The organism is Bradyrhizobium sp. CCBAU 53351, assembly GCF_015291745.1.
GTDB lineage: Bacteria > Pseudomonadota > Alphaproteobacteria > Rhizobiales > Xanthobacteraceae > Bradyrhizobium.
Genome location: NZ_CP030059.1, coordinates 165,959 through 191,471, shown reverse-complemented (window position 1 = coordinate 191,471; position 25,513 = coordinate 165,959). Strand labels below are relative to the sequence as shown.

27 protein-coding genes are annotated in these 25,513 nt (G+C 65.7%); 13 read left to right on the top strand and 14 right to left on the bottom strand.

The window, feature by feature from the left end:
- Positions 1 to 102: 102 nt before the first annotated feature.
- The gene (locus XH83_RS00915) at positions 103 to 348 is read left to right on the top strand and encodes a PilZ domain-containing protein (protein ID WP_011083489.1); all 246 of its coding nucleotides are present in this window, start codon (positions 103 to 105) and stop codon (positions 346 to 348) included.
- Positions 349 to 428: 80 nt separating this feature from the next.
- Entirely contained in the window at positions 429 to 1,205 is a 777-nt protein-coding gene (locus tag XH83_RS00910) for a tetratricopeptide repeat protein (RefSeq protein WP_194405247.1), read from the top strand.
- Between the two features lie 14 nt (positions 1,206 to 1,219).
- Here the strand turns inward: XH83_RS00910 and XH83_RS00905 are convergent, their stop codons facing one another.
- From XH83_RS00905 to rsmI, 7 genes are all read right to left on the bottom strand, one after another.
- The gene (locus XH83_RS00905; protein ID WP_194405246.1) at positions 1,220 to 2,509 is read right to left on the bottom strand and encodes an AAA family ATPase; all 1,290 of its coding nucleotides are present in this window, start codon (positions 2,507 to 2,509) and stop codon (positions 1,220 to 1,222) included.
- On the bottom strand, positions 2,506 to 3,240 hold the full coding sequence (locus XH83_RS00900; protein ID WP_194405245.1) for a CpaD family pilus assembly protein: 735 nt from the start codon (positions 3,238 to 3,240) through the stop codon (positions 2,506 to 2,508). Before XH83_RS00900 ends, XH83_RS00905 begins: the two co-directional genes overlap by 4 nt.
- Positions 3,241 to 3,292: 52 nt before the next feature.
- The gene (locus tag XH83_RS00895; protein WP_194408120.1) at positions 3,293 to 4,810 is read right to left on the bottom strand and encodes a type II and III secretion system protein family protein; all 1,518 of its coding nucleotides are present in this window, start codon (positions 4,808 to 4,810) and stop codon (positions 3,293 to 3,295) included.
- A gap of 10 nt (positions 4,811 to 4,820) precedes the next feature.
- The gene (gene cpaB, locus XH83_RS00890; protein WP_194405244.1) at positions 4,821 to 5,633 is read right to left on the bottom strand and encodes a Flp pilus assembly protein CpaB; all 813 of its coding nucleotides are present in this window, start codon (positions 5,631 to 5,633) and stop codon (positions 4,821 to 4,823) included.
- Between the two features lie 281 nt (positions 5,634 to 5,914).
- Positions 5,915 to 6,859: a glutathione synthase gene (gshB, locus tag XH83_RS00885; RefSeq protein ID WP_194405243.1), complete on the bottom strand. Its 945-nt coding sequence runs from the start codon at positions 6,857 to 6,859 to the stop codon at positions 5,915 to 5,917.
- A gap of 10 nt (positions 6,860 to 6,869) precedes the next feature.
- A complete protein-coding gene (locus XH83_RS00880) occupies positions 6,870 to 7,271 on the bottom strand; it encodes a YraN family protein (protein WP_194405242.1) in 402 nt (133 codons plus the stop codon).
- A complete protein-coding gene (gene rsmI, locus XH83_RS00875) occupies positions 7,258 to 8,208 on the bottom strand; it encodes a 16S rRNA (cytidine(1402)-2'-O)-methyltransferase (RefSeq protein WP_194405241.1) in 951 nt (316 codons plus the stop codon). The genes XH83_RS00880 and rsmI overlap by 14 nt, the downstream gene beginning before the upstream one ends.
- A 340-nt stretch (positions 8,209 to 8,548) precedes the next feature.
- Here rsmI and XH83_RS00870 point away from each other — a divergent pair, with 340 nt between their 5' ends.
- A complete protein-coding gene (locus tag XH83_RS00870; RefSeq protein ID WP_194405240.1) occupies positions 8,549 to 9,781 on the top strand; it encodes a penicillin-binding protein activator in 1,233 nt (410 codons plus the stop codon).
- A gap of 4 nt (positions 9,782 to 9,785) precedes the next feature.
- Here XH83_RS00870 and hemW read toward each other — a convergent pair whose 3' ends face one another.
- Genes hemW through rph form a run of 3 tightly spaced genes read right to left on the bottom strand, consistent with a single transcriptional unit; the run spans position 9,786 to position 12,286 of the window.
- Positions 9,786 to 10,940 carry a radical SAM family heme chaperone HemW gene (gene hemW, locus XH83_RS00865; RefSeq protein WP_194405239.1) on the bottom strand — a complete coding sequence of 385 codons (1,155 nt, stop codon included), beginning with the start codon at positions 10,938 to 10,940 and terminating at the stop codon, positions 9,786 to 9,788.
- Entirely contained in the window at positions 10,927 to 11,562 is a 636-nt protein-coding gene (gene rdgB, locus XH83_RS00860) for an RdgB/HAM1 family non-canonical purine NTP pyrophosphatase (protein WP_194405238.1), read from the bottom strand. The genes hemW and rdgB overlap by 14 nt, the downstream gene beginning before the upstream one ends.
- Before the next feature lie 10 nt (positions 11,563 to 11,572).
- On the bottom strand, positions 11,573 to 12,286 hold the full coding sequence (gene rph, locus XH83_RS00855; RefSeq protein WP_194405237.1) for a ribonuclease PH: 714 nt from the start codon (positions 12,284 to 12,286) through the stop codon (positions 11,573 to 11,575).
- A gap of 205 nt (positions 12,287 to 12,491) precedes the next feature.
- On the opposite strand from rph, the gene hrcA reads away from it, so the two are divergent.
- Together hrcA and grpE are read left to right on the top strand one after the other, a co-directional pair.
- Positions 12,492 to 13,580: a heat-inducible transcriptional repressor HrcA gene (hrcA, locus tag XH83_RS00850; RefSeq protein WP_063198796.1), complete on the top strand. Its 1,089-nt coding sequence runs from the start codon at positions 12,492 to 12,494 to the stop codon at positions 13,578 to 13,580.
- 95 nt (positions 13,581 to 13,675) lie between these two features.
- Entirely contained in the window at positions 13,676 to 14,293 is a 618-nt protein-coding gene (grpE, locus tag XH83_RS00845) for a nucleotide exchange factor GrpE (protein ID WP_194405236.1), read from the top strand.
- A 120-nt stretch (positions 14,294 to 14,413) separates the two neighbouring features.
- Here grpE and pncA read toward each other — a convergent pair whose 3' ends face one another.
- Positions 14,414 to 15,136, bottom strand: coding sequence for a bifunctional nicotinamidase/pyrazinamidase (pncA, locus tag XH83_RS00840; protein WP_194405235.1), 723 nt, complete (start codon positions 15,134 to 15,136; stop codon positions 14,414 to 14,416).
- A 175-nt stretch (positions 15,137 to 15,311) separates the two neighbouring features.
- Positions 15,312 to 16,253, bottom strand: a complete 942-nt coding sequence (locus XH83_RS00835) for a hypothetical protein (protein ID WP_194405234.1) — start codon at positions 16,251 to 16,253, stop codon at positions 15,312 to 15,314.
- Positions 16,254 to 16,648: 395 nt separating this feature from the next.
- Between XH83_RS00835 and dnaK the strand changes: the two genes are divergently transcribed.
- From dnaK to XH83_RS00795, 8 genes are all read left to right on the top strand, one after another.
- Entirely contained in the window at positions 16,649 to 18,550 is a 1,902-nt protein-coding gene (gene dnaK / locus XH83_RS00830; protein WP_092251376.1) for a molecular chaperone DnaK, read from the top strand.
- A 245-nt stretch (positions 18,551 to 18,795) separates the two neighbouring features.
- Positions 18,796 to 19,923, top strand: coding sequence for a molecular chaperone DnaJ (dnaJ, locus tag XH83_RS00825; RefSeq protein ID WP_194405233.1), 1,128 nt, complete (start codon positions 18,796 to 18,798; stop codon positions 19,921 to 19,923).
- Positions 19,924 to 20,011: 88 nt separating this feature from the next.
- Positions 20,012 to 20,611, top strand: coding sequence for a class I SAM-dependent methyltransferase (locus XH83_RS00820; RefSeq protein ID WP_027534962.1), 600 nt, complete (start codon positions 20,012 to 20,014; stop codon positions 20,609 to 20,611).
- 57 nt (positions 20,612 to 20,668) lie between these two features.
- Complete coding sequence (locus XH83_RS00815) at positions 20,669 to 21,247, top strand: NADPH-dependent FMN reductase (RefSeq protein ID WP_194405232.1); 579 nt, start codon at positions 20,669 to 20,671, stop codon at positions 21,245 to 21,247.
- 6 nt (positions 21,248 to 21,253) lie between these two features.
- Positions 21,254 to 21,964, top strand: coding sequence for an orotidine-5'-phosphate decarboxylase (gene pyrF, locus XH83_RS00810; protein WP_194405231.1), 711 nt, complete (start codon positions 21,254 to 21,256; stop codon positions 21,962 to 21,964).
- Positions 21,965 to 21,987: 23 nt separating this feature from the next.
- Positions 21,988 to 22,299 (top strand): DUF1330 domain-containing protein, encoded by a 312-nt coding sequence (locus tag XH83_RS00805; RefSeq protein WP_194405230.1) that lies wholly within the window; start codon positions 21,988 to 21,990, stop codon positions 22,297 to 22,299.
- 117 nt (positions 22,300 to 22,416) lie between these two features.
- Entirely contained in the window at positions 22,417 to 23,232 is an 816-nt protein-coding gene (gene dapB, locus XH83_RS00800) for a 4-hydroxy-tetrahydrodipicolinate reductase (protein ID WP_194405229.1), read from the top strand.
- A 27-nt stretch (positions 23,233 to 23,259) separates the two neighbouring features.
- On the top strand, positions 23,260 to 23,883 hold the full coding sequence (locus XH83_RS00795; RefSeq protein WP_194405228.1) for a 2,3-bisphosphoglycerate-dependent phosphoglycerate mutase: 624 nt from the start codon (positions 23,260 to 23,262) through the stop codon (positions 23,881 to 23,883).
- Between the two features lie 130 nt (positions 23,884 to 24,013).
- Here XH83_RS00795 and XH83_RS00790 read toward each other — a convergent pair whose 3' ends face one another.
- Positions 24,014 to 24,919: a bifunctional helix-turn-helix domain-containing protein/methylated-DNA--[protein]-cysteine S-methyltransferase gene (locus tag XH83_RS00790; protein ID WP_194405227.1), complete on the bottom strand. Its 906-nt coding sequence runs from the start codon at positions 24,917 to 24,919 to the stop codon at positions 24,014 to 24,016.
- 54 nt (positions 24,920 to 24,973) lie between these two features.
- Positions 24,974 to 25,504 (bottom strand): DUF2244 domain-containing protein, encoded by a 531-nt coding sequence (locus XH83_RS00785; protein WP_194405226.1) that lies wholly within the window; start codon positions 25,502 to 25,504, stop codon positions 24,974 to 24,976.
- Positions 25,505 to 25,513 lie beyond the last annotated feature (9 nt).

Genomic DNA, 25,513 nt, shown 5'->3' with positions numbered 1-25,513 from the left:
CACCACCTCAAATGCGAGCTTCTCCCCTCAGCACATTCCAACGAATGTCCGTTACTCCTAGGGCTGCGGGATGGGCCGTGGTCTAACGGGTGAACAATTCAAATGCTTGCAAATCGCCGGAGAAGCGAACGTCGGGTGTGCAGCCGGCTCGCCAAGATCCATTTTGGCGCGGGCTCGCTGCCGCGGGACTGCACGATCACGGATATCTCGGATGGCGGCGTGAAGGTCGTGGCGGAGTTTCTGGAAGTGCCGCCGCAATTCACCATCATCTTCGCGCCCGACTATTCCCGGCAGTGCCGGCTGCGCTGGCGCATCGGCTGCGAGTTCGGCGCTGAATTCACCGATTGAGACGCAAGGGCCCCTCGTCCTTAACGGGACTTTAGCGTTAATCGGTAAGCATCTCTGATCAGTTGCCGAGTGATCAGAGTATGTCCAAGCGTTCGTCCCTCGCCTTCTCCCCGGCGAGATTGCTACTTCCCGCCCTCCTGGTGCTCGGCCTCGGCGGCTGTCAGACCACTGGCATCGAGGACGTCACCGGGGCGCTCGGCGGCAAGCAGGAATCCGCCGCCAAAGCCGACGCCAGGCCGGAGATGGACGCGCTTCGCGAGCGTTACCGCGCCAAGCCCAGCGATCCCGCCATTGCGCTCGAATACGGCAAGGCGCTGCGCGACACCGGCCAGCGCGCGCAGGCGGTTGCGGTGCTGGAGCAGGCCGTGCTCGCCCATCCCAGCAACAAGGCGCTGCTCGCCGGCTATGGCCGTGCGCTCGCCGACAGCGGCAATTTTCAGCAGGCCTTCGACGTCCTCAGCCGCGCGCATACGCCTGAAGATCCCGACTGGCGGATATTATCGGCGCAGGGCGCCGCGCTCGATCAGCTCGGCCGCAATGAAGAGGCGCAGCAATATTACGCAAGCGCGCTGAAGATCGTGCCTGATGAGCCGCAGGTTCTGTCCAATCTCGGCCTGTCCTACATGCTGCAGAACAAGTTGCCGCGGGCCGAACAGGTGCTCGGCCGCGCCCATCAGCGCAATCAGAAAGATGTGCGGATCCGTGCCAACCTCGCCCTCGTGCTGGGATTGCAGGGACGCCAGGCCGAGGCTGAAATCCTCGTCAAGGCGGATTTGCCGCCGGATCAGGCGGCGGAAAAGGTCACGGCGCTGCGCCAGCTTCTGGCGAAGAAGCAGCAGCAGCGGGCCGAGAAGTAGCCCGGCCTTCTTGCCTACGAGGCCTTGCGATGCGGGGCCGATGGGCGGCCCGACCGGCCCTTCAGCTTCTTCAGCAGCGGCTCGAGCAACGAGCGCTTCGGCTTCTTCACCTCGCCGCGGCCCGCGAGGCGGTTCGCCATGTTCTGAAACAGCTCGGTGGTGCGGTGGTTCTTGGAGACTTCCGCGATCATCTGGCCGTTATTGGCCGCGGTCGAGAACAGCTTCGAATCGAACGGGATCACCGCGATCGGCTGGCTCTCCATGGTTTTGGCGAAGGCCTTGACGTCGATCTCCGCGCGCTTGTGCATGCCGACCTGGTTGAGGCAGTACAGTGGCGGCCGGTCGTTTGGTCGCGCCGCTTTCAGCACGCTCAGCATGTTCTTGGTGTTGCGCAGGTTCGCAAGATCGGGCTCGGCGACGATGACGATGTCGTCGGCGTTCACCAGCGCGCGCCGCGTCCAGCCGGACCATTGATGGGGGACGTCGAGCACGATGCAGGGCGTGGTCATGCGCAGCGTGTCGAACACGGCGTCGAAGGCTTCGGCGCCGAAATCGTAGACGCGGTCGAGGGTCGCCGGCGCAGCGAGCAGGCTGAGGCGCTCGGTGCATTTGGCGAGCAGGCGCTCCATCAGCGCCGTATCCGGCCGGTCCTGCGACAGCACCGCATTGGCGATGCCCTGCACCGGATCCTGGTTGTAATCGAGGCCCGCGGTGCCGAAGGCGAGGTCGAGGTCGATCACGACCGAATCGAGCGACAGGTCACGGGCGATGGTCCAGGCCACGTTATGCGCAACGGTGGACGCGCCCACGCCGCCCTTGGCGCCGACCACTGCGATGACGCGGCCGGTGATGATGGTCTCGGAGGCCGAGAACAGGCTGCAGATCGAGCGGACGACGTCGAGGGTCTCGACCGGTCCGACCACATAGTCGTTGACGCCGCGGCGCACCAGCTCGCGATAGGGCGCCGTGTCGTTGGGATTGCCGATCACCACCACGCGGGTGCCGGGGTCGCAGACGCCGGCGAGGTCGTCCAATCCCTCGAGAATGTCGCGCGTGCCGTCGGATTCGATCACGATCACGTTCGGCGTCGGCATCGACTCATAGACTTCGATCGCCGCGGCAAGGCCGCCGTCCTTGGCGGTGAGATGCGCCTTGGCAAGCCGGCGGTCCTGACCGGCCGCGGTCACCGCCTTGAGCGTCTGCTCGGTCTCGCAAAAGGCCTGCACCGAGATGCGAGGAACCGGCGCGATGTGTTCCTCGGGATGTAGCGAATCGTCCGCTTCTTCGTCGTGGATGCCCGTCATTTGCCTGTGTCGCTCAGCTTTGCCTTGTCGGCGTCGGGATTGGGAGTCGAGATCGCCGTGCCCTTGCGATAGCGCTCGAACGCGATGTCGCGCCGCGCGGTATAGGCCGGCGTCTCGGATCGTGGCTGCTCGAGATCGGCGGGGTTGTCGATCATTGCCGCGAGGTTGCGCTGGCTGGCGCAGCCGAGATTGAAAAAGGGCCGGTTCTCGTTGTAGCCGGGGTCGAGGATGTTGGGCCCGACGTCTTCCGGCCACAGCCCGCAGGGGCCGGCCACCGCGGCCATCCTGGAATAGCTCAGGCGAATCGTGGGCAGCAGCCCGGGATCTTCAGGGCGATAGGGATGCTGCACGATGGCACGCGACGGCACGCCGCCGGATGCGAGCACAGAGCGGATCTCCTGATAGGTCGCGGCCGCCGCGCGCGAATTCGCGCTGTCGACGGGAACGTCGACGACGACCGAGCCGGTGCCTTCGCGCACCCAGTCCCGCGCAATGCCCGCGACATCCGAATGCTGCGGGGCAGAGAGGCCGCCCCGCGCCTTGCCGACGAAGATCACGATCGACTTCTTGCCCTCCTGCACCGCGATCGGGTGACGCTGGCGGTAATCGGTCGGGACCGTCTGGGTGACGATGTCGCCGGTGGTGTTGCAGGCACCGAGCATGACGGACAGGCCCGTCAGTGCCAGCACGATCCCAAAGCCGCGACGTCGATCGGCTGATGTTGTCGTCATCGCCTGGTCCCCTCTTGCCCCGTTCCTTGCCCCGATCCCCAGACCGTTCGTCTCAGTCGATGATGAACCCGAAATCCCCGGGCGTGCCGGCGACCGGATCGACAGGGCCCGCGACGCCGTAGAGGCGATTGACCCGGCCGAGCAGCGCCCTTTGTGCGTCCGAGGCCGGCGCAAAGCCGTCGTCGGGCCGTGACAATTCCTTCTGGGCGACTGCGCGCACCACATAGGGCGTGACGATCACCATCAGCTCGGTCTCGTTGTTGACGAAGTCCTGGCTGCGGAACAGCGCGCCGATGATCGGTACCTGGTCGACGCCAGGCAGTCCGTTGATTGCCTGCTTGGTCTGCTGCTGGATCAGGCCGGCCATCGCCATCGAGCCGCCCGAGGGAATTTCCAGTGTGGTCTCGGCGCGGCGGGTCTGGATCGAGGGAATGGTGATCGAATTGCTCGAGGTCGAGGACACCGCCTGGGTCAAGGTGATCGAGTTGGTGTTCGACAGCTCCGAGACCTCGGTCATCACGCGCAGGCTGATACGGCCTTCGCTGAGCACGACCGGGGTGAAGTTCAGCGAGATGCCGAACTTCTTGTAGGTGACCTGGGTGGTGCAGACGTGAGTGACCGGATCGCAGGCATAGCCTCCGGGAATCGGGAATTCGCCGCCGGCAACGAAAGTGGCGGATTCGCCCGAGATCGCCGTCAGGCTCGGTTCGGCCAGCGTGCGCATGACACCGGCACTTTCCATCGCGCGCATGGTGGCGCTGACGGTGGCGATGCCCTTGGCGAGCCCGGCGACGCCGAGCCCGTTGCTGCCGACGATCGGCCCGCCCGAGACCGAGAACGGGTTGGAATTGTTGAAATTCACCACCGCCGTGCCGGCGTTCAGGCTGGCGCTGAGATCGACGCCGAGCTGCTTGACGATGTCGCGGCGCACTTCGCCGACGACGACCTTGAGCATCACCTGGTCGCGGCCGCGCACGACGATGTTGTTGACGACCTTGTCCGATCCGCCGACCAGCTTTGCGGCGACGTCGCCGGCCTGCTGCGCCTCGACCGGGCTCGACACCGAACCGGTCAGCATCACGCTGTCGCCGACACCTTCGATCTGCACGCCCGGCAGCGACTGGCGCAGGGCCGCGCGCATGCCGTTGAGATCGCGCTTCACCGCGATGTCGTAGGAGGCGACCTGCTGGCCGTCGGCGGCGAAGAACACGACGTTGGTCTGGCCGACCTGACCGCCGATGATATAGGCGCGCTGAGCCGAGCGGATGACCGCGTTGGCGATCTTGGGATCGGCAACCAGCACGTCCTTGACCTCGCGGGGCAGGTCGATGACGACGGATTTGCCGATACCGAGCGAGAGAAAACGCGTCCGCGCCGACGCCATCGTCGCGACCGGCGACACGCCGAGATCCGGCGCCTGCATCGGTGCCTGGTCGCCGACCGGCGCGTCCGCTGCCCTGACGCAGTCGGGGGCTGCGAGCAGCCCCAGCACCAGCACCACCCCCGTCCAGAACGAGCGTGCGCGCTTCCCCCGAATGCACGCGCCCGTCCGATTGTCCCCGTACTTCATCATGTCCCCATCACTTCTGTGACGTCAGTTGCCGCGTTTGCACGCCGTAGCGGATGACGTTGACGCCTCCGGAGCGCTTGGCTCCCTGGTCCTCGACCGTGACTTCCGTCGCGTTGGCATCGACGATGCTCCGCAGCGCAAGCTGCAGCGTGCCGCCCTGGCGCGCGGCCGACAGCGTGGCGACCTGGTCGGGCTTGAGCTCGAGCGTGACGGTCTTGCCGACCACCGCGTTCTGACCGTCCTTCTCCTTCGGCGCCTGGTCGATCGCGAGCACGCGGATATTGGTCAGGATGACCTCGGACAGGATGAGGTCGTTGCCGCCGGTCGGGCCGTTGGTATCGGGATTCTTCAGGCGGCGGGTCAGCACGATGTCGACGCGGTCGTTCGGCAGGATGAAGCCGCCGGCGCCGGTTTCGGCTGAAATCTCGGTTGAAACGGCGCGCATGCCGGAGGGCAGGATCGCGGCCATGAAGCCGGAGCCTTCGGCCTTGACCAGCTTCTGCTCGCGGATCGGCTCGCCCTGCATCAGCGGGACGCGCGCGATCGAGCCGGCGATCTGGCTCGCGGCCTCGGGCCTGCTGTCACGGCGGATGAAGGCGCTGCTCGCAGTCGCCGCCGGCCAGGTCTGCCATTGCAGATCGTCGGGCTTGAGCGCCTGGCCGAGCTGGATGTCGTTCTTGGCGATGAGGACTTCGACCGTCGGCAGCTTCTCGGCGACGGCCGCAACGGGCGCGGGGGCATTCTGATAGCCGCTCGCCAGATAGGCAGCGACGCCGCCGGCGGCCAACGCGATGACGAGAACGACAATGCGTGCGGTGTTCATACGCTTTACTCATACGCGGGGCACTCGAACCGCACCTGGCGGGTCCCCCGTGTCGATGAGTAGGGAGTAAAAGTATAAGGGGTCTTGCGAGGCCGAACGCGCCCGCCGGTCACGCCGGGGTCTTTCGGCAGATGGTGAACGTCCCGTTAGCCGGTCGGCCAGCGACCCCGTAGATTCACGTAAGCGCACTCGTGCGTTCGCACGAGCGGGAGCGCGTCATGGTGAACGGGTGGTTAGTGAGGGGACGGCGTGGAGAGAGAGTGCGGGCTCTCCAGTAAGATTCACTTCTTCCGCTTCTCTTCGATCACGTCCCAGATCTTCGCCGCGACATCCGGGCCGCCGAGCCGCGCAATCGCGCGGATACCCGTGGGCGAGGTCACGTTGATCTCGGTGAGGTTGCCGTTGATGACGTCGATGCCGACGAACAACAGGCCGCGCTCGCGCAAGGCCGGGCCGACCGTGGCGCAGATCTCGCGCTCGCGCGGGGTGAGCTCGGTCTCCTGCGCCGCGCCGCCGCGCACCATGTTGGAGCGGAGGTCATCGGCGGCCGGCACCCGGTTCACCGCGCCCGCGAATTCACCATTGACCAGGATGATGCGCTTGTCGCCGTGCTTCACCTCGGGGATGAACTGCTGGATCACCCACGGCTCCCGGAACGTCACCGAGAACATGTCGAACAGCGAGCCGAAATTCATGTCCTGCGGCATCACGCGGAACACCGCCGCGCCGCCATGGCCGTGCAGTGGCTTCATCACGACGGCACCATGCTTGTCGCGAAACGCGTTGATCTCATCTAAGTCGCGCGAGATCAGCGTCGGCGGCATCAGCTGCGGAAAGTTCATCACGAACAGCTTTTCCGGCGCGTTGCGCACCGAGGCGGGATCGTTGACGACAAGCGTCTTCGGATGGATGCGCTCGAGCATGTGCGTCGAGGTGATGTAGGCGAGATCGAACGGCGGATCCTGGCGCAGCAGCACCACGTCGAAACCGTTGAGCGCTTCGCGCCGGGGCTCGCCGAGGGTGAAATGATCGCCGGGCTCGTCGCGCACGGTCAGGAGCTGAACCGGCGCGACGATCTCCTCGCCGACCATCGAGAGCTTGTCCGGCGTGTAATAGGACAGGCCATGGCCGCGCTTCTGCGCCTCCAGGAGCAGCGCGAAGGTGGAATCGCCCTTGATGTTGATGCGGGCGATGGGGTCCATCTGGACGGCGACGTTCAGTTTCATGGTCTGCCTTTCAGGTCGAGGCGTCGAATGCCGCCAACACATGGCGCGGAAGTGAGCGCGGCGCAATCAGCATGGCGTCGAATCGCAATTCGAATTCGGCATGCTCGGGATGCGCCACGAGCCAGCCTTGCGCGGCGTCGATGATGCGCTGCTGCTGGCGCGGCGTCACGGCGAAGGCGGCATCGTCGAGGCTGGCGCGTGCCTTGACCTCGACGAAAGCGATCAAGTTGCGGCGGCGCGCGACGATGTCGATCTCACCATGCGGCGTGCGGTAGCGTTTGGCGAGGATGCGGTAGCCCTTGGCCATGAGATAGGCGGTGGCGCGGCTTTCCGCGGAGATGCCGGTGCGGAACGCGGCGATGCGCTCGGGCGAGGCGACCTTGGGTTCCCTCGGCGTCTCAGCCTTCGCCATTGCCGCCCCGCAAATCTTTTGCGAGCTCGAGCGCGCGGGCATAGACCTCGCGGCGCGGCCGGCCTGAGAGCGCGACCGCATGCGCCACCGCGTCCTTGACGCTGTGCGCGGCCAGCTGCTCGCGCAGGAGCTCGTCCAGCGCATCCGGTGTCAGCACCTCGGCGTCATCAGCCGGCGGCGCGATCACCAGCACGAATTCGCCGCGCGTCTCCAGCCCGTCGGCATCGCGGGCCAGCTCGGTCAGCTTTCCCCGCGAGATCTCCTCATGCAGCTTGGTCAGCTCGCGGCAGATCGCGGCCTCGCGTGTGCCCATGATCTCGGCGAGCTCGGCGAGCGTGTCCTGCACCCGGTTGCCGGAGTCGAACATCACCAGCGTCGCGTCGATGCGGGCGAGCTCGGTCAGGCGGGCGCGGCGCGCGGCGGATTTCGCCGGCAGAAAACCCTCGAAGAAGAACCGGTCGGTCGGCAGCGCCGCGACCGACAGCGCCGCCAGCACCGAGGACGGCCCGGGCAGCGCATAGACGGCGTGGCCCGCGGCGCAGACCTCGCGCACGAGCTTGAAGCCGGGATCGGAGATCAAGGGCGTGCCGGCGTCCGAGACCAGCGCGACCGAGCCGCCCGCCGCAAGCGCCTCCAGGATTTTGGGCCGGGCGGCCTCGGCGTTGTGCTCATGATATTGCTTGAGCTGCGCGGTGATGGCGTAGCGCTCGGTGAGGCGCCGGGTGATGCGGGTGTCCTCGCAGGCGATGACATCGACGCCGGCCAGCGTCTGCAGCGCCCGCAGCGTGATATCGCCGAGATTGCCGATCGGGGTTGCGACCAGATGGAGGCCCGGTGCCGCCTTCGGCGCCGGGAGCCGATGGGCATCAATGGAGAAGCCGCGCGAGGCGGCGTCTTGGGCTTCAGGCGTATTTATCGGGGCCGGCTTTGCGCGCATAATGAAGTCAACTTAGGCACGATCCGCAGGGCTTGGAACCAGCTCCTGGAAAAAGATCGTACCGAGGTGAGGGGTGAGGAAGGACTGGAATGTGATCCGACAGGCATCACATTCGAAGGGAATGAAGCATCAGCGTCATATTCACGGCGAAAACGCCGCCTTGATGCTGGATGACGGACGGTGGACAGCTAGCCAGGACTTTGGGGTGCGGCCGCGTTAAGCGATCATTATCCTTTTGTTTTAGTTAACTATTTGCCGACAATATGCCTGAATCCGCGGCCTTAGTCGCGGGACGAGTGTTGTGACCGGCTGGCGATCGCTGGTCAGAAGAGAAGCTGCCATGGTGGGCCCGCGCGATTTGAAGTCTCCCGTCCAGGGGCCCCCGATGTCAGGGGCGACCCGCCGGAGCGCGCTCGGCCTGTTGCTTGGCGCGCCCCTGCTGTCGGCCTGCGCCGGCGTGCAGCAGAGTCTCAGCCAGTTCTCCAACCCGTTCTCGAGCTCGGCGCCGCCCGCCCAGCCGGCAGGTCCCCCGCAGCAGGCGACCACCGCCGGCACCGGCGGCGTGAAGGTCGCCGTGATCCTGCCGCTGTCGGCGGCCGGCAATGCGGGCCTGGCCGCGCAATCCATGCGCAACGCTGCCGAGATGGCGCTGGCCGAGTTCCAGAACCCGAACATTCAGCTGCTGATCAAGGACGACAATGGCAGCCCGCAAGGCGCACAGGCGAGTGCGCAGCAGGCCGTCGACGAGGGCGCCGAGATCATCCTCGGACCGCTGTTCGCGCAGTCGGTGCCGGCGGTGGCGCAGATCGCGCGCACGCGCGGCATCTCGGTGATCGCGTTCTCGACCGATTCCAGCATTGCCGGTCGCGGCGTCTATCTGCTCTCCTTCCTGCCGGAATCCGACGTCAACCGCATCGTTGAATATTCCGCCGGCATCGGAAAGCGCTCCGTCGCCGTGCTGGTGCCCGACAACGCCTATGGCAATGTCGTCGAGGCCGCGGTGAAGGCGGCGGTGCCGCGCCGCGGCGGACGCATCGTCGCCTTCGAGAAATACGGCGCCGATCGCGCCACGCCGGCGCGCACCGTGGCGCAGCAGCTCGGCAGTGCGGACGCGCTGTTCATTGCCGATGACGGCGATGCCGTGGTGACGGTCGCCGATGCGATGACCGCCGCGGGCGCGAACCTGCGCAACATCCAGCTGCTCGGCACCGGCCTGTGGGACAATCCGCGGGTCTATGCCAATGCGAGCCTGCAAGGCGGCCTCTACGCCGCGCCCGATCCGGCCGGTTTTCGCGCCTTCTCGGGCCGCTACCGCACCAAATACGGCGCCGAGCCGATCCGCACCGCGACGCTGGCCTATGACGCCGTCGCCCTCGTTGCCGCGCTCGCGCGCACGCAGGGCACCACGCGCTTCTCGCCCGACGTGCTCACCAACCCCTCGGGTTTCGCCGGCATCGACGGCCTGTTCCGTTTCCGCGCCGACGGCACCAATGAGCGCGGGCTCGCGGTAATGAAGGTGACGCAAGGCGGCGGCGTTGCTGTCGCGGGTTCGCCGAAGAGCTTTGGGGCGTAGCTCGCTACGCCGCGAGATCCGCGACCACTGCATCGAGCACCGGAAATCCGCTGCTGGTCACGCGCAGCCGTCCCGTCGGATCCACAATGATCGCGCCTTCCTCGCGCAGCAGCGCGATGCGTTTGGGATCGAGCCGGCGGCCGGAAAGGGTTCTGTAGCGCTCGGGATCGATGCCTTCGGCAAGCCGCAACCCCATCAGCAAAAATTCGTCTGCGCGCTCCTCGCTGTTGAGGAGATCGTCGGTGACGACGCCATGGCCGTTGGTCTCGACCCGCATCAGCCAGGCTTCGGGACGCTTCTCGGTGGCGGTCGCATGCCTGACGCCGTCGATGTCGAGGCGGCCGTGCGCGCCGGGGCCGATGCCGGCATATTCCTCGCCGCGCCAATACACGAGATTGTGCCGGCACTCGGCGCCGTGCCGCGCGTGATTTGAAATCTCGTACGCGGGCAGGCCGAGCTTGTCGCAGGTTTCCTGCGTGACGTCGTAGAGCGCGCGCGCGACCGCCTCATCCGGCGTCTTCAATTTGCCGGCCTGGTGCAGGCCGAAGAACGGCGTGCCTTCCTCGATCGTCAATTGATAAAGCGACAGATGCTCGGCCGCTTCATCGATGGCGAGACGCAGTTCATCGGCCCACATCGCCGGCGTCTGGTCGGGGCGGGCATAGATCAGGTCGAATGAGTAACGGTCGAACGAGCGTCGCGCGATGGCGACGGCATCGAGCGCCTCGCGCGCGCTGTGCAGCCGGCCCAGCGCCTTGAGCGAGGCATCGTCGAGCGCCTGCACGCCGAGTGAGACACGATTCACGCCGGCGGTGCGATAGCCGGCAAAGCGCGTGGCTTCGACGCTGGTGGGATTGGCTTCGAGCGTGACTTCGACGTCGCCTGCCACGCTCCAGTGCTTGCCGATCGCATCGAGCACCGCGCCGACGGTCGCGGGCTGCATCAGCGACGGTGTGCCGCCGCCAAGGAAGATCGAGGTGACCTCGCGGCCGGGCGCGCGCTCGGCGGTCGCTGCGATTTCGCGCGCGAAGGCGGAAGCGAAGCGCACCTCGTCGATCGGGGCGTGGCGGACATGACTGTTGAAGTCGCAATAAGGACATTTCGACAGGCAGAACGGCCAGTGCACGTAGACGCCAAAAGCTTCGTTAGCGCGGCTCAAGGCAGATCTCCGCCAGTTTCACGAAGGCGCGGGCACGGTGCGACAGGCCGAGACCGAGCGGCGGCAGGCCGTGCTTCTCGATGCTCTCCATCTCGCCGAAGGTGCGGTCGTGGCCGTCGGGCAAGAACATCGGATCGTAGCCGAAACCGGCGGTGCCCCGCGGCGGCCAGACCAGCGTGCCGTCGACGCGCGCCTCGACCTCTTCGAGATGATCGTCCGGCCAGGCCACGCAGAGTGCCGAGACGAAATGTGCCTTGCGCTTGTCCGGTGTGGTGGCGCCGCGCTCCTGCAGCAGGCGCTCGATCTGCGCCATCGCGGCGTTGAAGTCCTTGGCCGGGCCGGCCCAGCGCGCGCTGTAGATGCCGGGCGCACCGTCGAGCGCGTCGACCACGATGCCGGAATCGTCGGCGAAAGCAGGAAGCCTGGTCGCCTGGGCCGCCGCGATCGCCTTGATCGCGGCATTGCTGCGGAAATCGTTGCCGGTCTCCTCCGGCTCGGCGAGGCCGAGCTCACCGGCCGACACCGCCTCGACGCCGTGGGGCGCGAGCAGCTCCCGCATCTCGGCGAGCTTGCCGGGATTGTGGGTGGCGATGACCAGCTTTCCGGTGATTCGGCGGTGCATGGCTTATTGACTACGCTACGGCCAGTTTCTGCAAGTCCACCAGACGCGCGATGCCTTTCTGCGCCAGGGCCATCAGCTTCAGGAACTCGTCCTGCGTGAACGGTTCGCGTTCCGCGGTGCCCTGCACCTCGATGATGCGGCCATCGCCGGTCATGACGAAATTGGCGTCGGTCTGGGCTTCCGAATCCTCGGCATAGTCGAGATCAAGCACCGGCGTGCCGTTATAGATACCGCAGGAGATCGCGGCGACGTTGTCGCGCATGACATTGGCCTTGATCATGTTGCGCGCCTTCATCCAGTTGACGCAATCGGCCAGTGCGACCCAGGCGCCGGTGATCGAGGCGGTGCGCGTGCCGCCGTCGGCCTGCAGCACGTCGCAATCGACCGTGATCTGGCGCTCGCCGAGTGCTTCGAGGTCGACGATGGTGCGGAGCGAGCGGCCGATCAGGCGCTGGATCTCGACGGTACGGCCGCTCTGCTTGCCGGCGGCGGCCTCGCGGCGGGTGCGTTCGGAGGTTGCGCGCGGCAGCATGCCGTATTCGGCGGTGACCCAGCCGCGGCCCTGGCCCTTCAGCCACGGCGGCAGTCGGTCTTCCAGCGTGGCGGTGACGAGCACATGGGTGTCGCCGAACTTCACCAGGCACGAGCCTTCCGCATATTTGACCACGCCGCGCTCCAGCGTCACGGGGCGCAATTCATCGGGCGCACGGCGGCTTGGCCGCATGGGAAATCCTCCAAAATTCACGGGATAAGGCTGTTGGCGGTGCTTGTAGGTGGGGTGAGGGTGGGCGGCAAGGGCTTATTCATCCCCCGATTTCTCCCTCGATTCCTCTCTCGATTCCTGCCCTGATTCCGGGTCCGCAAACGCCACGCTTGTCAGACGCCTCGGGGATAGACAAATTATGAGTATCTGAGAGGAGTTACAGTCTGTGGCCCATCACGATCCGATCCATCTGATCGCGCCGCGCGCAGGCCTTGCCCAGCTCAACGAGCGTTCCCGCGACATTTTTCGTCAAATTGTAGAAAGTTATCTCGCGACCGGTGAGCCCGTGGGCTCGCGCAATATCTCGCGCCTGATCGCGATGCCGCTGTCGCCGGCCTCGGTCCGCAACGTCATGGCCGACCTGGAACAGCTCGGCCTGATCTATGCGCCGCACACCTCCGCCGGCCGGCTGCCGACGGAACTCGGCCTGCGTTTCTTCGTCGACGCCCTGATGCAGGTCGGCGACCTCAACGAGGCCGAGCGGCAGTCGATCCAGAGCCAGCTCACATCCGTCGGTCAGGCCCACTCGGTCGAGGCCGCGCTGGACCAGGCGCTGACGCGGCTGTCCGGCTTGACCCGGGCCGCCGCGGTGGTGCTGACGCCAAAATCCAATGCGCGGCTGAAGCACATTGAATTCGTCCGTCTGGAACCGGAGAAAGCGCTGGTCATCCTCGTCGGTGAGGACGGCCAGGTCGAGAACCGGGTGCTGACGCTGCCGCCCGGAGTTCCCTCCTCGGCGATCACCGAAGCCGGCAATTTCCTCAATGCGCGAATCCGCGGCCGGACCCTGGCGGAAGCGCGGCTCGAGCTCGAGACGGCGTTGGGCGAGGCCCGCGCCGAGCTCGATCAGCTGGCACAGAAGGTGATTTCCGCCGGGATCGCCAGCTGGTCCGGCGGCGAGAACGAGGACCGCCAGCTCATCGTGCGCGGCCACGCCAATCTGCTGGAGGATTTGCACGCGCTGGAGGATCTGGAGCGGGTCCGCCTGCTGTTCGACGACCTCGAGACCAAGCGCGGCGTGATCGATCTGCTCGGCCGGGCCGAGACGGCCGAGGGCGTGCGTATCTTCATCGGCAGCGAGAACAAGCTGTTTTCGCTGTCGGGGTCTTCCACCATCATCTCGCCCTATCGGGATGCCGCCGGCCACATCGTCGGTGTCCTGGGCGTGATCGGGCCGACGCGGCTGAATTATGCCCGCGTGATCCCGACTGTGGACTACGCCGCTCGCATCGTCAGCCGCCTATTGGGGGGCTGATCGGGTTCGATCCGATCACGGCCGCTTGATTTTCGCGGCTCAAAGCACGATATCCGGACCAACAATCCCTGGAAACGAGTTCGAGATAAGAGCCGATGACCGATCGAGACCGGCAACCCGAAGACGCGGCCGCGCCGACTGGCGAGCCCGTGGTGTCGAAGCCCTACATCATGCCCGACGATCCCGAGCCAGGCTCGGTCGAGAGCCTGCAGAAGGAAGTCGCCGAGGCGCGCGATCGCACGCTGCGGACGCTGGCCGAGATGGAGAATTTGCGCAAGCGCACCACCAAGGAAGTCGCCGACGCCCGCCTCTACGGCATTACCGGCTTTGCCCGCGACGTGCTCGACATCGCCGACAATCTCCAGCGCGCGCTCGATGCCGTTCCACCCGAGGCTCGCGCCGCGGCGGATCCCGGCCTGATCTCGCTGATCGAGGGCGTCGAGCTCACCGAGCGGTCGCTGCTCAACGCGCTGGAAAAGCACGGCGTGAAGAAGCTCGATCCGCAGGGCCAGAAGTTCGACCCGAATTTCCACCAGGCGATGTACGAAGTGCCCGATCCGTCGGTGCCCTCTGGCACCGTGGTCCAGATCATGCAGGCCGGCTACACCATCGGCGATCGCGTGCTGCGTCCGGCCTTGGTCGGCGTCGCCAAGGGCGGTGCGAAGCCCGCGCCCGCCGCGAACAACAACGAATCGAGCGGCGCGCCGAACTGAGTTGGGTTGTCATTCCGGGGCGATGCGCAGCATCGAACTCCAGTGCGCACTGCGCACCGGAGGATCTCGAGATTCCGGGTTCGGCACTTCGAGCCGCCCCGGAATGACGACGCGAAACGCCTAGGCCCCCACCGCGATATCCGCAGACTGAATCCGCTTCACGCCGGCCTTGGCCATGTCGGCCCAGGCCTTTACGAGCGAGCCCTGCGTGTCGATGCCGCGGCAGGCGTCTTCCACCACATAGACTTCGAAGCCCGCCTTGCGCGCGTCGAGCGCCGTCCAGGCCACGCAGAAATCCGTCGCCAGGCCAGCGACGAAGACGCGCTTGATCTTGCGCCCCTTCAAATATCCGGCGAGGCCGGTCGAGGTCTTGCCGTCGGCTTCGAGGAAGGCCGAATAGCTGTCGACGTCCTTGTGAAAGCCCTTGCGGATGATGAGCTCGGCGTGCGGGATCGCGAGATCCTTGGACAGCGCCGCGCCGTCGGTGCCCTGCACGCAATGATCAGGCCACAGCACCTGCTTGCCGTAGGGAAGGTCGACGGTCTCGAACGGCTTCTTGCCGGAATGGACTGAGGCAAACGAGACGTGGCCCGGCGTGTGCCAGTCCTGCGTCATCACCACGTTCGCAAACGCCTTCGAGATCTTGTTGATGACAGGCACCACCTGCTCGCCCTCCTTCACGGCGAGGCTTCCGCCCGGCAGGAAGCAGTTCTGTACGTCGATCACGAGCAGCGCCGAGGTCTCGTCCGGCTTGATCGATGCCGCTGCAAGCAGTGCGGTCGGCGCGAGAGTCGCCAGCGCCGTCGTTCCAAGCATTGCCAAGACTTGTCGTCGATCCAGCATTGTTCGCCTCCCCTCAGGATGATCCAACGGAGCGAAGCCTAGTTCTGCGCGGCAGCGAACAGAAGCCCGAAAATGCAGCCGGTGTTGGTGAGGGGTTGGGCGTGCAGCCCCAACCTCGCTGTCGACCCTGCGAATGCGGGGGATGACAGCAAGTGTTTTGCGCGGCCGTCGCGCTTCAGCCCTTCGGCTGGATCCCGTCGCGCACGGCGCGGAAGCGGGTGAAAGCTGCTTGCCACTGGTCGCGCGGAGCGCTGGCGATGATGCGCAGCGAAGCGCCGCCGCTCGAGAAGCGGATCCACTGCACCACGGTCACCGGCGTCTTGTCCTTGCCGCTGACGCCGTCGATCCGGGTCTCGAAGCCCTGCTGGCCGTTGATGCGGATCGGCTCCGACATCGTGACACGGGATTCGCGCACGCCGGGGATCTGGAGCGCGGCCTCCTGGGCGAAGCGGGCGCGGTCGTCGGCGGCTTGCGGGGTGGCGCCGATCACGCCGAGGATCATGAACGGCTTCGATTCATAGCCCGTGCTCTCGTCGCCGTCGGCCAGGATGATGCTGCTGCCCGGCGCCAGCGTGCGGATGTCCTTGAAGTCGGCGAGATCGGTGATCTTGAACGGCATCAGTGCGATCTGCTCTTCCGCCGAGACTTGCTTGCGCGTGGTTGCGCTCGCGAACATCTGGCGCACCGCCTCGTCGGTGTAGATCTTGGTCGCGTTCTCGGGGACCTGCACCGCGACATAGCCGGAGAAGCCGGCGCCCGGCACGATCATCGAATAGCGCTTCACCGGGGTGTCGCCGGCCTTGCCGCTTTCGGTGGTGAAATAGGCCAGACCCGCGGGGGTCTCGACCTTGTCCTGCTTGACGCCGTTCGTTCCGGCCGGATTGGCATTGAAGGCGCTCACGACCTCGCCGTAGGCAGCCGGCGGCAGCTCGGTGATCAGCACCTTGACGCTGCCATCCTCACTCTCGAAGCCCGGAAAGGTTTTTGCGGTGTTGAGGCCGACCAGCGGCACCATGCCGAGGCGCAGGCCGGGTGGAAACACGGCGTCGGCGGCGAGGGCCGGAAGCGCGGAGGCGGCGAGAAGGGCGAGCGCGGCGAGGGGGCGGATCAGCTTCATGGGCACTCTGATTGGTTCACATTGAGGCCGTTCGATGGTCGGCCACCGGGCCGCTTTGTCGCGCGGAGCAGCTGTGGCGGCTGCCCGGCCGGCCCGCCTTTTACCGGGTTTGGGCCCGAGGCAACAGGGCGGGCGGGGCTCGCGGTAGCGGGGGCTTGCTGATGCCTGAACCTGTTAATGATTCCTCACCCGCAAGGGCGGTGGAGCCCGGATATGATCTTCCAAAACCCAATGTTTTCACGGCTCAAACTTGCGTTCGGTCCTTGCGGGCCCCTCCCCCCCTCCTATATGAGCCTCAACCATCGCAATATCGCGAATGTTTGATCTTAGGGGGTTTCGGTTCGGGTGCCTTCTGGGCCCAGCCAACCTGCCGCAAAAAGAAGGATATCAGGACCATGGGAAAGGTCATTGGGATCGACCTCGGCACCACGAATTCGTGCGTCGCCGTGATGGATGGCAAGAACGCCAAAGTCATCGAGAATTCCGAAGGCATGCGGACGACGCCTTCGATCGTCGCCGTCACGGATGACGGTGAGCGCCTCGTCGGCCAGCCGGCCAAGCGCCAGGCCGTCACCAATCCCGAGCGCACCTTCTTCGCAGTGAAGCGCCTCATCGGCCGCCGCTACGACGACCCGATGGTCGAGAAGGACAAGAAGCTCGTCCCCTACAAGATCGTGAAGGCGTCCAACGGCGATGCCTGGGTCGAGGCCGACGGCCAGACCTACTCGCCCTCGCAGGTCTCGGCGTTCATCCTGCAGAAGATGAAGGAGACCGCGGAAGCCCATCTCGGCCAGAAGGTCGATCAGGCCGTCATCACCGTTCCCGCCTACTTCAACGACGCCCAGCGTCAGGCGACCAAGGACGCCGGCAAGATCGCGGGCCTCGAAGTGCTGCGCATCATCAACGAGCCGACTGCGGCCGCGCTCGCCTACGGTCTCGACAAGACCAAGACCGGCACGATCGCGGTGTACGATCTCGGCGGCGGCACGTTCGATATCTCGATCCTCGAGATCGGCGACGGCGTGTTCGAGGTGAAGTCGACCAACGGCGACACCTTCCTCGGCGGCGAAGACTTCGACATGCGCCTGGTCGGCTATCTCGCCGACGAATTCCAGAAGGAGCAGGGCATCAACCTGCGCAACGACAAGCTCGCGTTGCAGCGCCTGAAGGAAGCCGCTGAAAAGGCCAAGATCGAGCTGTCCTCGACGACGCAGACCGAGATCAACCTGCCGTTCATCACCGCAGACCAGACCGGTCCGAAGCATCTGACGATGAAGCTCACCCGCGCCAAGTTCGAGGCGCTGGTCGACGACCTCGTCCAGAAGACCGTCGAGCCCTGCCGCAAGGCGCTGAAGGATGCCGGCGTCACCGCCGGTGAGATCGGCGAAGTCGTTCTGGTCGGCGGCATGTCGCGCATGCCGAAGGTCCAGGAAGTCGTCAAGCAGCTGTTCGGCAAGGAGCCGCACAAGGGCGTCAACCCGGACGAAGTCGTGGCGATCGGCGCTGCGATCCAGGCCGGCGTGCTTCAGGGCGACGTCAAGGACGTGCTGCTGCTGGACGTGACCCCGCTGTCGCTGGGCATCGAGACGCTGGGTGGCGTGTTCACCCGCATCATCGACCGCAACACCACGATCCCGACCAAGAAGAGCCAGGTGTTCTCGACCGCCGAAGACAACCAGAACGCGGTCACCATCCGCGTCTTCCAGGGCGAGCGTGAAATGGCGGCCGACAACAAGATGCTCGGTCAGTTCGACCTGATGGGCATTCCGCCGGCTCCGCGCGGCATGCCGCAGATCGAGGTGACCTTCGACATCGACGCCAACGGCATCGTCAACGTGTCGGCCAAGGACAAGGCCACCGGCAAGGAGCAGCAGATCCGCATCCAGGCCTCCGGCGGCCTGTCGGAAGCCGACATCGAGAAGATGGTCAAGGACGCCGAGGCCAATGCCGAGGCGGACAAGAAGCGCCGCGAGGCCGTCACCGCCAAGAACGAGGCGGATGGTCTGGTGCATTCGACCGAGAAGGCTTTGGCCGAGCACGGCTCGAAGGTCGGCGAGACCGAGCGCCGCGCGATCGAGGACGCCGTCGGCGACCTCAAGGAAGCGCTGAAGGGCGACGATGCCGAGGCGATCAAGGCCAAGACCCAGACGCTGGCCCAGGCTTCGATGAAGCTCGGCGAGGCCATGTACAAGCAGCAGGCCGAGGCCGATGCCAAGAAGGACGCGGCCAAGGACGACGTCGTCGACGCGGAATTCACCGAGGTCGACGACGACAAGAACAACAAGAAGTCCGCTTAAGCCCCAAGAGGGTGATGATGCGGACGGCTTGGACCCCACACGCACCAAAGGCCTCCTCCCTCGCGGGGGAGGCCACGGTGTCGGGCTCAGCGGGACCGATACCCGCAACGATCGATCAATTCCCAGCTGTTATGCTGAACGCCGCCGTGCCGGCTTCCGTCGCGAGGCGGAAGGGCGCTTATGTCGTCGCGCAGCGGCATCGTTTCGCTCCGACTTGATTCGCGATTGGATAGACCGAGCTCATCATGTCCACGTCCACCAAGCGCTGCTACTACGAGACTCTCGAAGTCGAACGTGATGCCGACGAAGGCAAGCTGAAATCGTCGTTTCGCAAGCTGGCGATGAAGTTCCACCCCGACCGTAATCCCGGGGACGACACCAGCGAAGTCAAGTTCAAGGAAATCAACGAGGCCTACGAGGTTCTGAAAGACAAGGACAAGCGCGCCGCCTATGACCGCTACGGTCATGCCGCTTTCGAGCAGGGCGGTGGCGGCGCCGGGTTCGGTGCGGGCTTCGCGTCCTCTTTCTCCGACATTTTCGAAGATTTGTTCGGCATGGCCGGGCAGCGCGGCCGCGGCGGCCGCGAGCGCGGCGCCGACCTGCGCTACAACATGGAAATCACGCTCGAGGAAGCCTTTGGCGGCAAGACCGCGCAGATCGAGATTCCGGTCTCGGTCACCTGCGAGGCCTGCTCGGGCATCGGCGCCAAGGCCGGAACCAAGCCGAAGACCTGCTCGACCTGTGGCGGCGCCGGCCGCGTGCGGCAATCGCAGGGCTTCTTCACGTTGGAGCGGACCTGTCCGGGCTGCCAGGGCCGCGGCCAGATGATCGAGGATGCCTGCCCGTCCTGCTCGGGCCAGGGCCGCGTCACCCGCGAGCGCAATCTGTCGGTCAACATTCCCCCCGGCGTCGAGGACGGCACCAGGATCAGGCTCGCCGGCGAAGGCGAAGCGGGAGTCCGCGGCGGTCCGCCCGGCGACCTCTACATCTTCCTGTCGCTGGCCCAGCACCAGTTCTTCCAGCGCGACGGCGCCGATCTGCATTGCCGTGTGCCGATCTCGATGGTGACGGCCGCCCTCGGCGGCGAATTCGAGGTGCCGACCATCGAGAACAGCAAGGCCAAGGTGAAGGTGCCGGCCGGGACCCAGTCCAACCGCCGATTCCGCATTGCATCAAAAGGCATGCCGGTGCTGCGGTCGCGCCAGATGGGCGACATGTATGTTCAGGTCGTGGTCGAGACCCCGCAGAACCTCACCAAGAAGCAGCAGGAATTGCTGGCCGAGTTCGAAAGGCTGTCAAGCGGCAACACCCAGCCGGAATCCGAGGGTTTCTTCGCCAAGGTCAAGGATTTCTTCGGTAATCGGGCGAGTTGACTCGGCTTGACCGTACCGCCTTCGGCCTATACGTCTTTATGACCATTTTCTGACACGCCGCGGTCCTGCGGTCCCGTCCGGTCCAGACATGCCATTGCCATCGTCCGCGCGTGCGTTGAAGAAGCCTCGTCTCGACGACGAGGTGCGCTTTCTCAGATCGTGGATCGAAAAGCCGCTGCACATGGGTGCGGTGATGCCGTCGGGCAAGCTGTTGGCCCGGACCATGGCCCATTACGTCGATGTCGATTCGGACGCGCCAGTGGTCGAGCTCGGGCCCGGCACCGGTGCCATCACCTCCGCGCTGGTCGAGCGCGGCGTCGACCAGAAGCGTCTCGTTCTCGTCGAATACAATCCCGGCTTCTGCGCGCTGCTGCGCGACCGCTATCCGCAGGCCAAGGTGGTGCAGGGCGATGCCTATCGCCTGCGCGACACGCTCTGGAACGTGCTGAGCGCGCCGGCCAGCGCGGTCGTCTCCGGCCTGCCGCTCGTGACAAAGCCGATGCTGACGCGGCTGCGGCTGATCCGCGATGCCTTCACGGCGCTGGCGCCCGGCGCGCCCTTCGTCCAGTTCACCTATGCGGTGGTGCCGCCGATCCCGAAATCGCTGCCCGGCGTGTCCACAGAGGCTTCGGAACGGATCTGGATGAACCTTCCGCCGGCCCGCGTCTGGGTGTATCGCAAGGACTAATCCCGCCGGCTTCCTTCTATGCGCGGCGGGCTCGTTTCGCCGAACGTATGGAAGTGGATGTCCGCACCGAAAATCCTGGTCATTCCCGGCTCGCTGCGCACCGGCTCGCACAACGCGAAGCTGGCGGCGGTCATCGCCTATGAATTTGCCCGGGCCGGCGTCGATGTCACCCGCATCTCGCTCGCCGATTTTCCGCTGCCGATCTATGACGGCGATCTCCAGGCCAAATCCGGCGTGCCCAAGCACGCGATCAACCTCAAGCGCATGATAGGCGCGCATCATGGCGTGCTGTTCGTCACGCCCGAATACAACGCCTCGGTGCCGCCGCTGCTCAAGAACGCGATCGACTGGGTCAGCCGCGTGCACGAGCTGAATGAGGCGCGCGGCGACGTGTTTCGCAACCGCGCCTTCGCGCTTGCCGGGGCGTCACAGAGCCGGCTCGGCGCGGCGCGCGCACTGCAGGCGCTGCGGCTGATCCTGACCTCCTGCCACGCCAATGTGATTGCCAGTCAGCTCACGCTCGGCTTTGCCGACCAGGCCTATGACGATATGGACAGGCTCAAGAACGAGGGCGACATCGCCGCGTTGAAGGAGCTCGTCGCGCAATTGATCGACATTTCCCAACGCATGATGTGAGGTGACATGACGCCAGCCGAGATCGCTCCAAAAGACCGCCTGATCGTCGCGCTCGATCTGCCCAGCGTCGATGCCGCGGAGGCGACGATCAACCGTCTCGGCGACAGCGTCACCTTCTACAAGATCGGCTATCGCCTCGCTTATGCCGGCGGATTGCCGCTGGTCGGCAAGCTCGCCGACAAGGGCAAGAAGGTCTTTCTCGATCTCAAGCTGCACGACATCGGCAACACCGTGACGCAAGGCGTCGAGAGCATCACCAGGCTCGGCGCCACCTTCCTGACCGTGCACGCCTATCCGCAGACCATGAAGGGCGCGGTCGAGGGCCGCGGCAATTCGAGCCTGAAGATCCTCGCGGTCACGGTGCTGACCTCCTATAACGACGACGATCTGCATGCGGCAGGTTTCCGGCTCGGCGTCTCCGAGCTGGTCGAGGCGCGCGCGCAGCAGGCGCAGGTGCTTGGCGTCGACGGGCTGGTGTCCTCGCCGGAGGAAGCTGCAGCGCTCCGCAAGATCGTCGGCCACCAGATGTGCCTCGTCACACCGGGCATCCGGCCCGCCGGCTCGTCGACCGGCGACCAGAAGCGCATCATGACGCCGGGCCGCGCGATCGCCGCCGGCGCCGATTATCTCGTCGTCGGGCGTCCGGTCGTGGAAGCCGCTGATCCCAGGGCCATCGCAGACGCCATTCAGGCCGAGATCGCGCAGGCGCTGGGCTGATCAACAACACAGGGAGAAGAATAATGGCAAAGGGCTACTGGATCGGGCGCGTCGACGTGAGCAGTGACGAGGGTTACAAGCCCTACGCCGTCGCCAACGGTCCGATCTTCAAGAAATGGGGCGGCCGCTTCGTCGTCCGCGGCGGCAAGTTCACCACCGTCGAAGGCGCCAGCCGCACCCGCAACGTCGTGATCGAATTCCCCGACTACGAGACCGCGATCGCCTGCTACAATTCGCCGGAATACCAGGCCAACATCAAGGTGCGCCAGCCGCACTCGGTCGCCGATCTCATCATCATCGAGGGCTATGACGGCCCGCAGCCGCAGGACGGCTGAGGCGCGATCTCACTTACCCTCCCCTCCAGGGGAGGGTAAGCGAGCGCGTGCCTCCCAAGCCCCTCGGTTGCCGGAACTGCCTCCCCCCGCTACAACGGCGGCGAAGAGGATCACACCATGTCCGACATGCGCTTGATTGTTGCTGGAGCCGGCGGCCGGATGGGCCGCGCGCTGGTGCGGGCGATTTCCGAGAGCAAAGGCGCGGTGCTGGCCGGCGCGCTGGAGGCCCCGGGATCGGAGCTGCTCGGCAAGGATGCCGGGGTGCTCGCAGGGCTGCCCGCCAACGGCATCAAGCTCTCGGCCGATCTCTGGGCGATGTCGAAGGAGGCCGACGGTATCCTCGATTTTACCGTCCCTGCCGCCACCATCGCCAATGTCGCGATCGCCGCCGAGCGCGGCATCGTCCATGTCGTCGGCACCACCGGGCTGTCGGGCTCCGACAACGCCGTGATCAAGAGCGTCACCAACCGTGCCGTCGTGGTGCAGTCGGGCAATATGAGCCTGGGCGTCAATTTGCTTGCCGCCGTGGTCAAGCGCGTCGCCAAGGCGCTCGACCAGGGTTTCGACATCGAGATCGTCGAGACCCATCACCGCATGAAGGTCGATGCACCCTCCGGCACGGCGCTGATGCTGGGCCAGGCCGCCGCCAGTGGCCGCGGCGTCACGCTCGATGAGCATTCCGAGCGGGGCCGCGACGGTATCACCGGCGCGCGCAGGCCTGGCAATATCGGCTTCGCCTCGTTGCGCGGCGGCACCGTCGCCGGCGATCACAGCGTGACCTTCCTCGGGCCGTTCGAGCGCCTGACGCTGACGCATCAGGCCGAGGACCGCATGCTGTTCGCCCATGGCGCGCTGAAGGCGGCGCTGTGGGCGCATGGCAAAGCGCCGGGGCATTACTCCATGGCCGACGTGCTCGGCCTTGCCGATATCTAGTCGACAATAAGCAACGGAAAGCAGTCAATGAGCGAACGTCTTCTCGTGCTCGTGCGCCACGGCCAGAGCGAATGGAATCTGAAGAACCTGTTCACCGGCTGGAAGGATCCTGACCTCACCGAGCTCGGCGTGAAGGAAGCTACCGAAGCCGGCCGCAAGCTGAAGGCACAGGGTCTCGTGTTCGACGTGGCCTTCACCTCGGTGCTGACGCGCGCGCAACACACGCTCGATATCATCCTCGGCGAGCTCGGCCAGAAGGGCTTGCCGACTTCGAAGAACCTCGCGCTGAACGAGCGCGACTACGGCGATCTCTCCGGCCTCAACAAGGACGACGCCCGCAAGAAATGGGGTGAGGATCAGGTGCTGATCTGGCGCCGCTCCTACGACGTGCCGCCGCCCGGCGGCGAAAGCCTGAAGGACACGCTCGCGCGCGCGCTGCCCTATTACGTGCAGGAGATCCTGCCCGGCGTGCTCAACGGCAAGCGCACCCTGGTTGCCGCCCACGGCAATTCGCTGCGCGCGCTGATCATGGTGCTGGAGAAGCTGTCGCCCGAAGGCATTTTGAAGCGCGAGCTCGCGACCGGCGTGCCGATCATCTACCGGCTCAACGCGGATTCGACCGTGGCGTCGAAGCTGGATCTGGCGGGCTAAACCTCGCTCCACGCGCGGTGCCGTAGGGTGGGTTAGACAGCGTCTGCGCGAAGCGCAATCGCTGGCGTAACCCACCATCTCTGCCGCCGCGGAAGCATAAGAGGTGGGTTACGCCTACGGCTAACCCACCCTACGAATTCCGCTGCATCCCGAGCTGCCCGGCTTCCCAGCCCAGCATCGCCTGCTTGCGCGTGATGCCCCAATGATAGCCGGTGAGCGTGCCGCTCTTGCCGAGCGCGCGGTGGCAGGGCACGACGAACGAGACCGGGTTCTTGCCGACCGCGGCGCCGACGGCGCGCGAGGCCTTCGGACTGTTGATGTTGCAGGCGATGTCCGAATAGGACACCGCGCGGCCCATCGGGATCTTCAAGAGCGTCTCCCACACCCGCACCTCGAAATCGGTGCCGATCATCACCACGCGCAGCGGCTGGTCCGGCCGCCACAGCCTGGTGTCGAAGATGCGCGCCGCGAGCGGCGCCGTGCCTTCGTGGTCTTCGACATAGGTGGCATTCGGCCAGCGCCGCGTCATGTCGGCGAGCGCGATCTTCTCGTCGCCGTGGTCGGCGAAGGCAAGCCCCGACAGGCCGCGATCGGTGGCGATCACGATCGCCGTGCCGAACGGGGAGGGATGAAAGCCGTAGCGCAAGGTGAGGCCGGCGCCGCCGTTCTTCCATTCGCCCGGCGACATCGCTTCATGCGTGACGAAGAGATCGTGCAGCCGGCCCGGGCCCGACAGGCCGGAATCGAGCGCGGCGTCGAGAATGCTCGCGGAGTCCCGCAGCAGGCCCTTGGCGTGGTCGAGCGTCAGCGCCTGCATGAAGGCCTTTGGTGTGATCGAGGCCCAGCGGCGGAACAGATGGTGCAGCTCATCCGGCGTGACGCCGGCCGCATCGGCCATCGCCTCGATGGTCGGCTGCGCGCGCCAGTTCTCCGAGATGAAGGCGATCGCCCGGCGCACCGAATCATAGTCGCGCAACGCGGCGTGTTGGGGGCCCGGCTTGGTCAGGCGCTGGTCATGTATGGCGAGTGTCATCATGACCGGAAATGTAGGAGAGGGGCGGGTCGGAAACCACCCGATTCCTGACTACGTTCAAGTCACCGGATTATAGGTCGGGCCGCGTCGGGCGGCATTCAGGGCGCCGACCAAGGCATTGTAAAAACTTGTCTTTTCCTCCGGTCCGAGAAAGCCGGCGATACGCAGCCGGCTGCCGCGAGAGATCAGATAGAGATGTTCGATGCCGTATTCCTCGTCGATCTCCTGGTCGAGCCGGACCCAGAGCGGGTTGAACGTCCATTCGGCAACCTGACCGCGGTGACTGACGCGGCGCACGCGCAGCTCCGAAGGCGTGATCACGATCTCCTCGCTGGCCCGCGCGGCGCGGAAATTGGCCTTGAAGGCCCACCAGATCACGAGAACGTCGAGGCCGAAGAAACCGAACACCGGCCAGGCGCCCATCATCAGGAAGACGAGGCCGGTGACGAAGCTGACCGCGCTCACGAACAGCATCACGGCGAGGAAGCCGGTGCGGTTCAGCGAGCGGTGCGGCGTCAGCAGCGCGGAGAAGATCTGCACGTCGCGCGGATCACGATCGCTGCGCTCAATTTCGTTGCCTGTGCTCATCGTCCGTCA

Excerpts from the sequence above, each read along its gene's own strand:
- XH83_RS00915 (WP_011083489.1), top strand. The coding sequence starts at position 103 with ATGCTTGCAAATCGCCGGAGAAGCGAACGTCGGGTGTGCAGCCGGCTC.
- XH83_RS00910 (WP_194405247.1), top strand. The coding sequence starts at position 429 with ATGTCCAAGCGTTCGTCCCTCGCCTTCTCCCCGGCGAGATTGCTACTT.
- XH83_RS00905 (WP_194405246.1), bottom strand. The coding sequence starts at position 2,509 with ATGACGGGCATCCACGACGAAGAAGCGGACGATTCGCTACATCCCGAG.
- XH83_RS00900 (WP_194405245.1), bottom strand. The coding sequence starts at position 3,240 with ATGACGACAACATCAGCCGATCGACGTCGCGGCTTTGGGATCGTGCTG.
- XH83_RS00895 (WP_194408120.1), bottom strand. The coding sequence starts at position 4,810 with ATGAAGTACGGGGACAATCGGACGGGCGCGTGCATTCGGGGGAAGCGC.
- cpaB (WP_194405244.1), bottom strand. The coding sequence starts at position 5,633 with ATGAACACCGCACGCATTGTCGTTCTCGTCATCGCGTTGGCCGCCGGC.
- gshB (WP_194405243.1), bottom strand. The coding sequence starts at position 6,859 with ATGAAACTGAACGTCGCCGTCCAGATGGACCCCATCGCCCGCATCAAC.
- XH83_RS00880 (WP_194405242.1), bottom strand. The coding sequence starts at position 7,271 with ATGGCGAAGGCTGAGACGCCGAGGGAACCCAAGGTCGCCTCGCCCGAG.
- rsmI (WP_194405241.1), bottom strand. The coding sequence starts at position 8,208 with ATGCGCGCAAAGCCGGCCCCGATAAATACGCCTGAAGCCCAAGACGCC.
- XH83_RS00870 (WP_194405240.1), top strand. The coding sequence starts at position 8,549 with ATGGTGGGCCCGCGCGATTTGAAGTCTCCCGTCCAGGGGCCCCCGATG.
- rdgB (WP_194405238.1), bottom strand. The coding sequence starts at position 11,562 with ATGCACCGCCGAATCACCGGAAAGCTGGTCATCGCCACCCACAATCCC.
- rph (WP_194405237.1), bottom strand. The coding sequence starts at position 12,286 with ATGCGGCCAAGCCGCCGTGCGCCCGATGAATTGCGCCCCGTGACGCTG.
- grpE (WP_194405236.1), top strand. The coding sequence starts at position 13,676 with ATGACCGATCGAGACCGGCAACCCGAAGACGCGGCCGCGCCGACTGGC.
- pncA (WP_194405235.1), bottom strand. The coding sequence starts at position 15,136 with ATGCTGGATCGACGACAAGTCTTGGCAATGCTTGGAACGACGGCGCTG.
- XH83_RS00835 (WP_194405234.1), bottom strand. The coding sequence starts at position 16,253 with ATGAAGCTGATCCGCCCCCTCGCCGCGCTCGCCCTTCTCGCCGCCTCC.
- dnaK (WP_092251376.1), top strand. The coding sequence starts at position 16,649 with ATGGGAAAGGTCATTGGGATCGACCTCGGCACCACGAATTCGTGCGTC.
- dnaJ (WP_194405233.1), top strand. The coding sequence starts at position 18,796 with ATGTCCACGTCCACCAAGCGCTGCTACTACGAGACTCTCGAAGTCGAA.
- XH83_RS00820 (WP_027534962.1), top strand. The coding sequence starts at position 20,012 with ATGCCATTGCCATCGTCCGCGCGTGCGTTGAAGAAGCCTCGTCTCGAC.
- XH83_RS00815 (WP_194405232.1), top strand. The coding sequence starts at position 20,669 with ATGTCCGCACCGAAAATCCTGGTCATTCCCGGCTCGCTGCGCACCGGC.
- pyrF (WP_194405231.1), top strand. The coding sequence starts at position 21,254 with ATGACGCCAGCCGAGATCGCTCCAAAAGACCGCCTGATCGTCGCGCTC.
- XH83_RS00805 (WP_194405230.1), top strand. The coding sequence starts at position 21,988 with ATGGCAAAGGGCTACTGGATCGGGCGCGTCGACGTGAGCAGTGACGAG.
- dapB (WP_194405229.1), top strand. The coding sequence starts at position 22,417 with ATGTCCGACATGCGCTTGATTGTTGCTGGAGCCGGCGGCCGGATGGGC.
- XH83_RS00795 (WP_194405228.1), top strand. The coding sequence starts at position 23,260 with ATGAGCGAACGTCTTCTCGTGCTCGTGCGCCACGGCCAGAGCGAATGG.
- XH83_RS00790 (WP_194405227.1), bottom strand. The coding sequence starts at position 24,919 with ATGATGACACTCGCCATACATGACCAGCGCCTGACCAAGCCGGGCCCC.
- XH83_RS00785 (WP_194405226.1), bottom strand. The coding sequence starts at position 25,504 with ATGAGCACAGGCAACGAAATTGAGCGCAGCGATCGTGATCCGCGCGAC.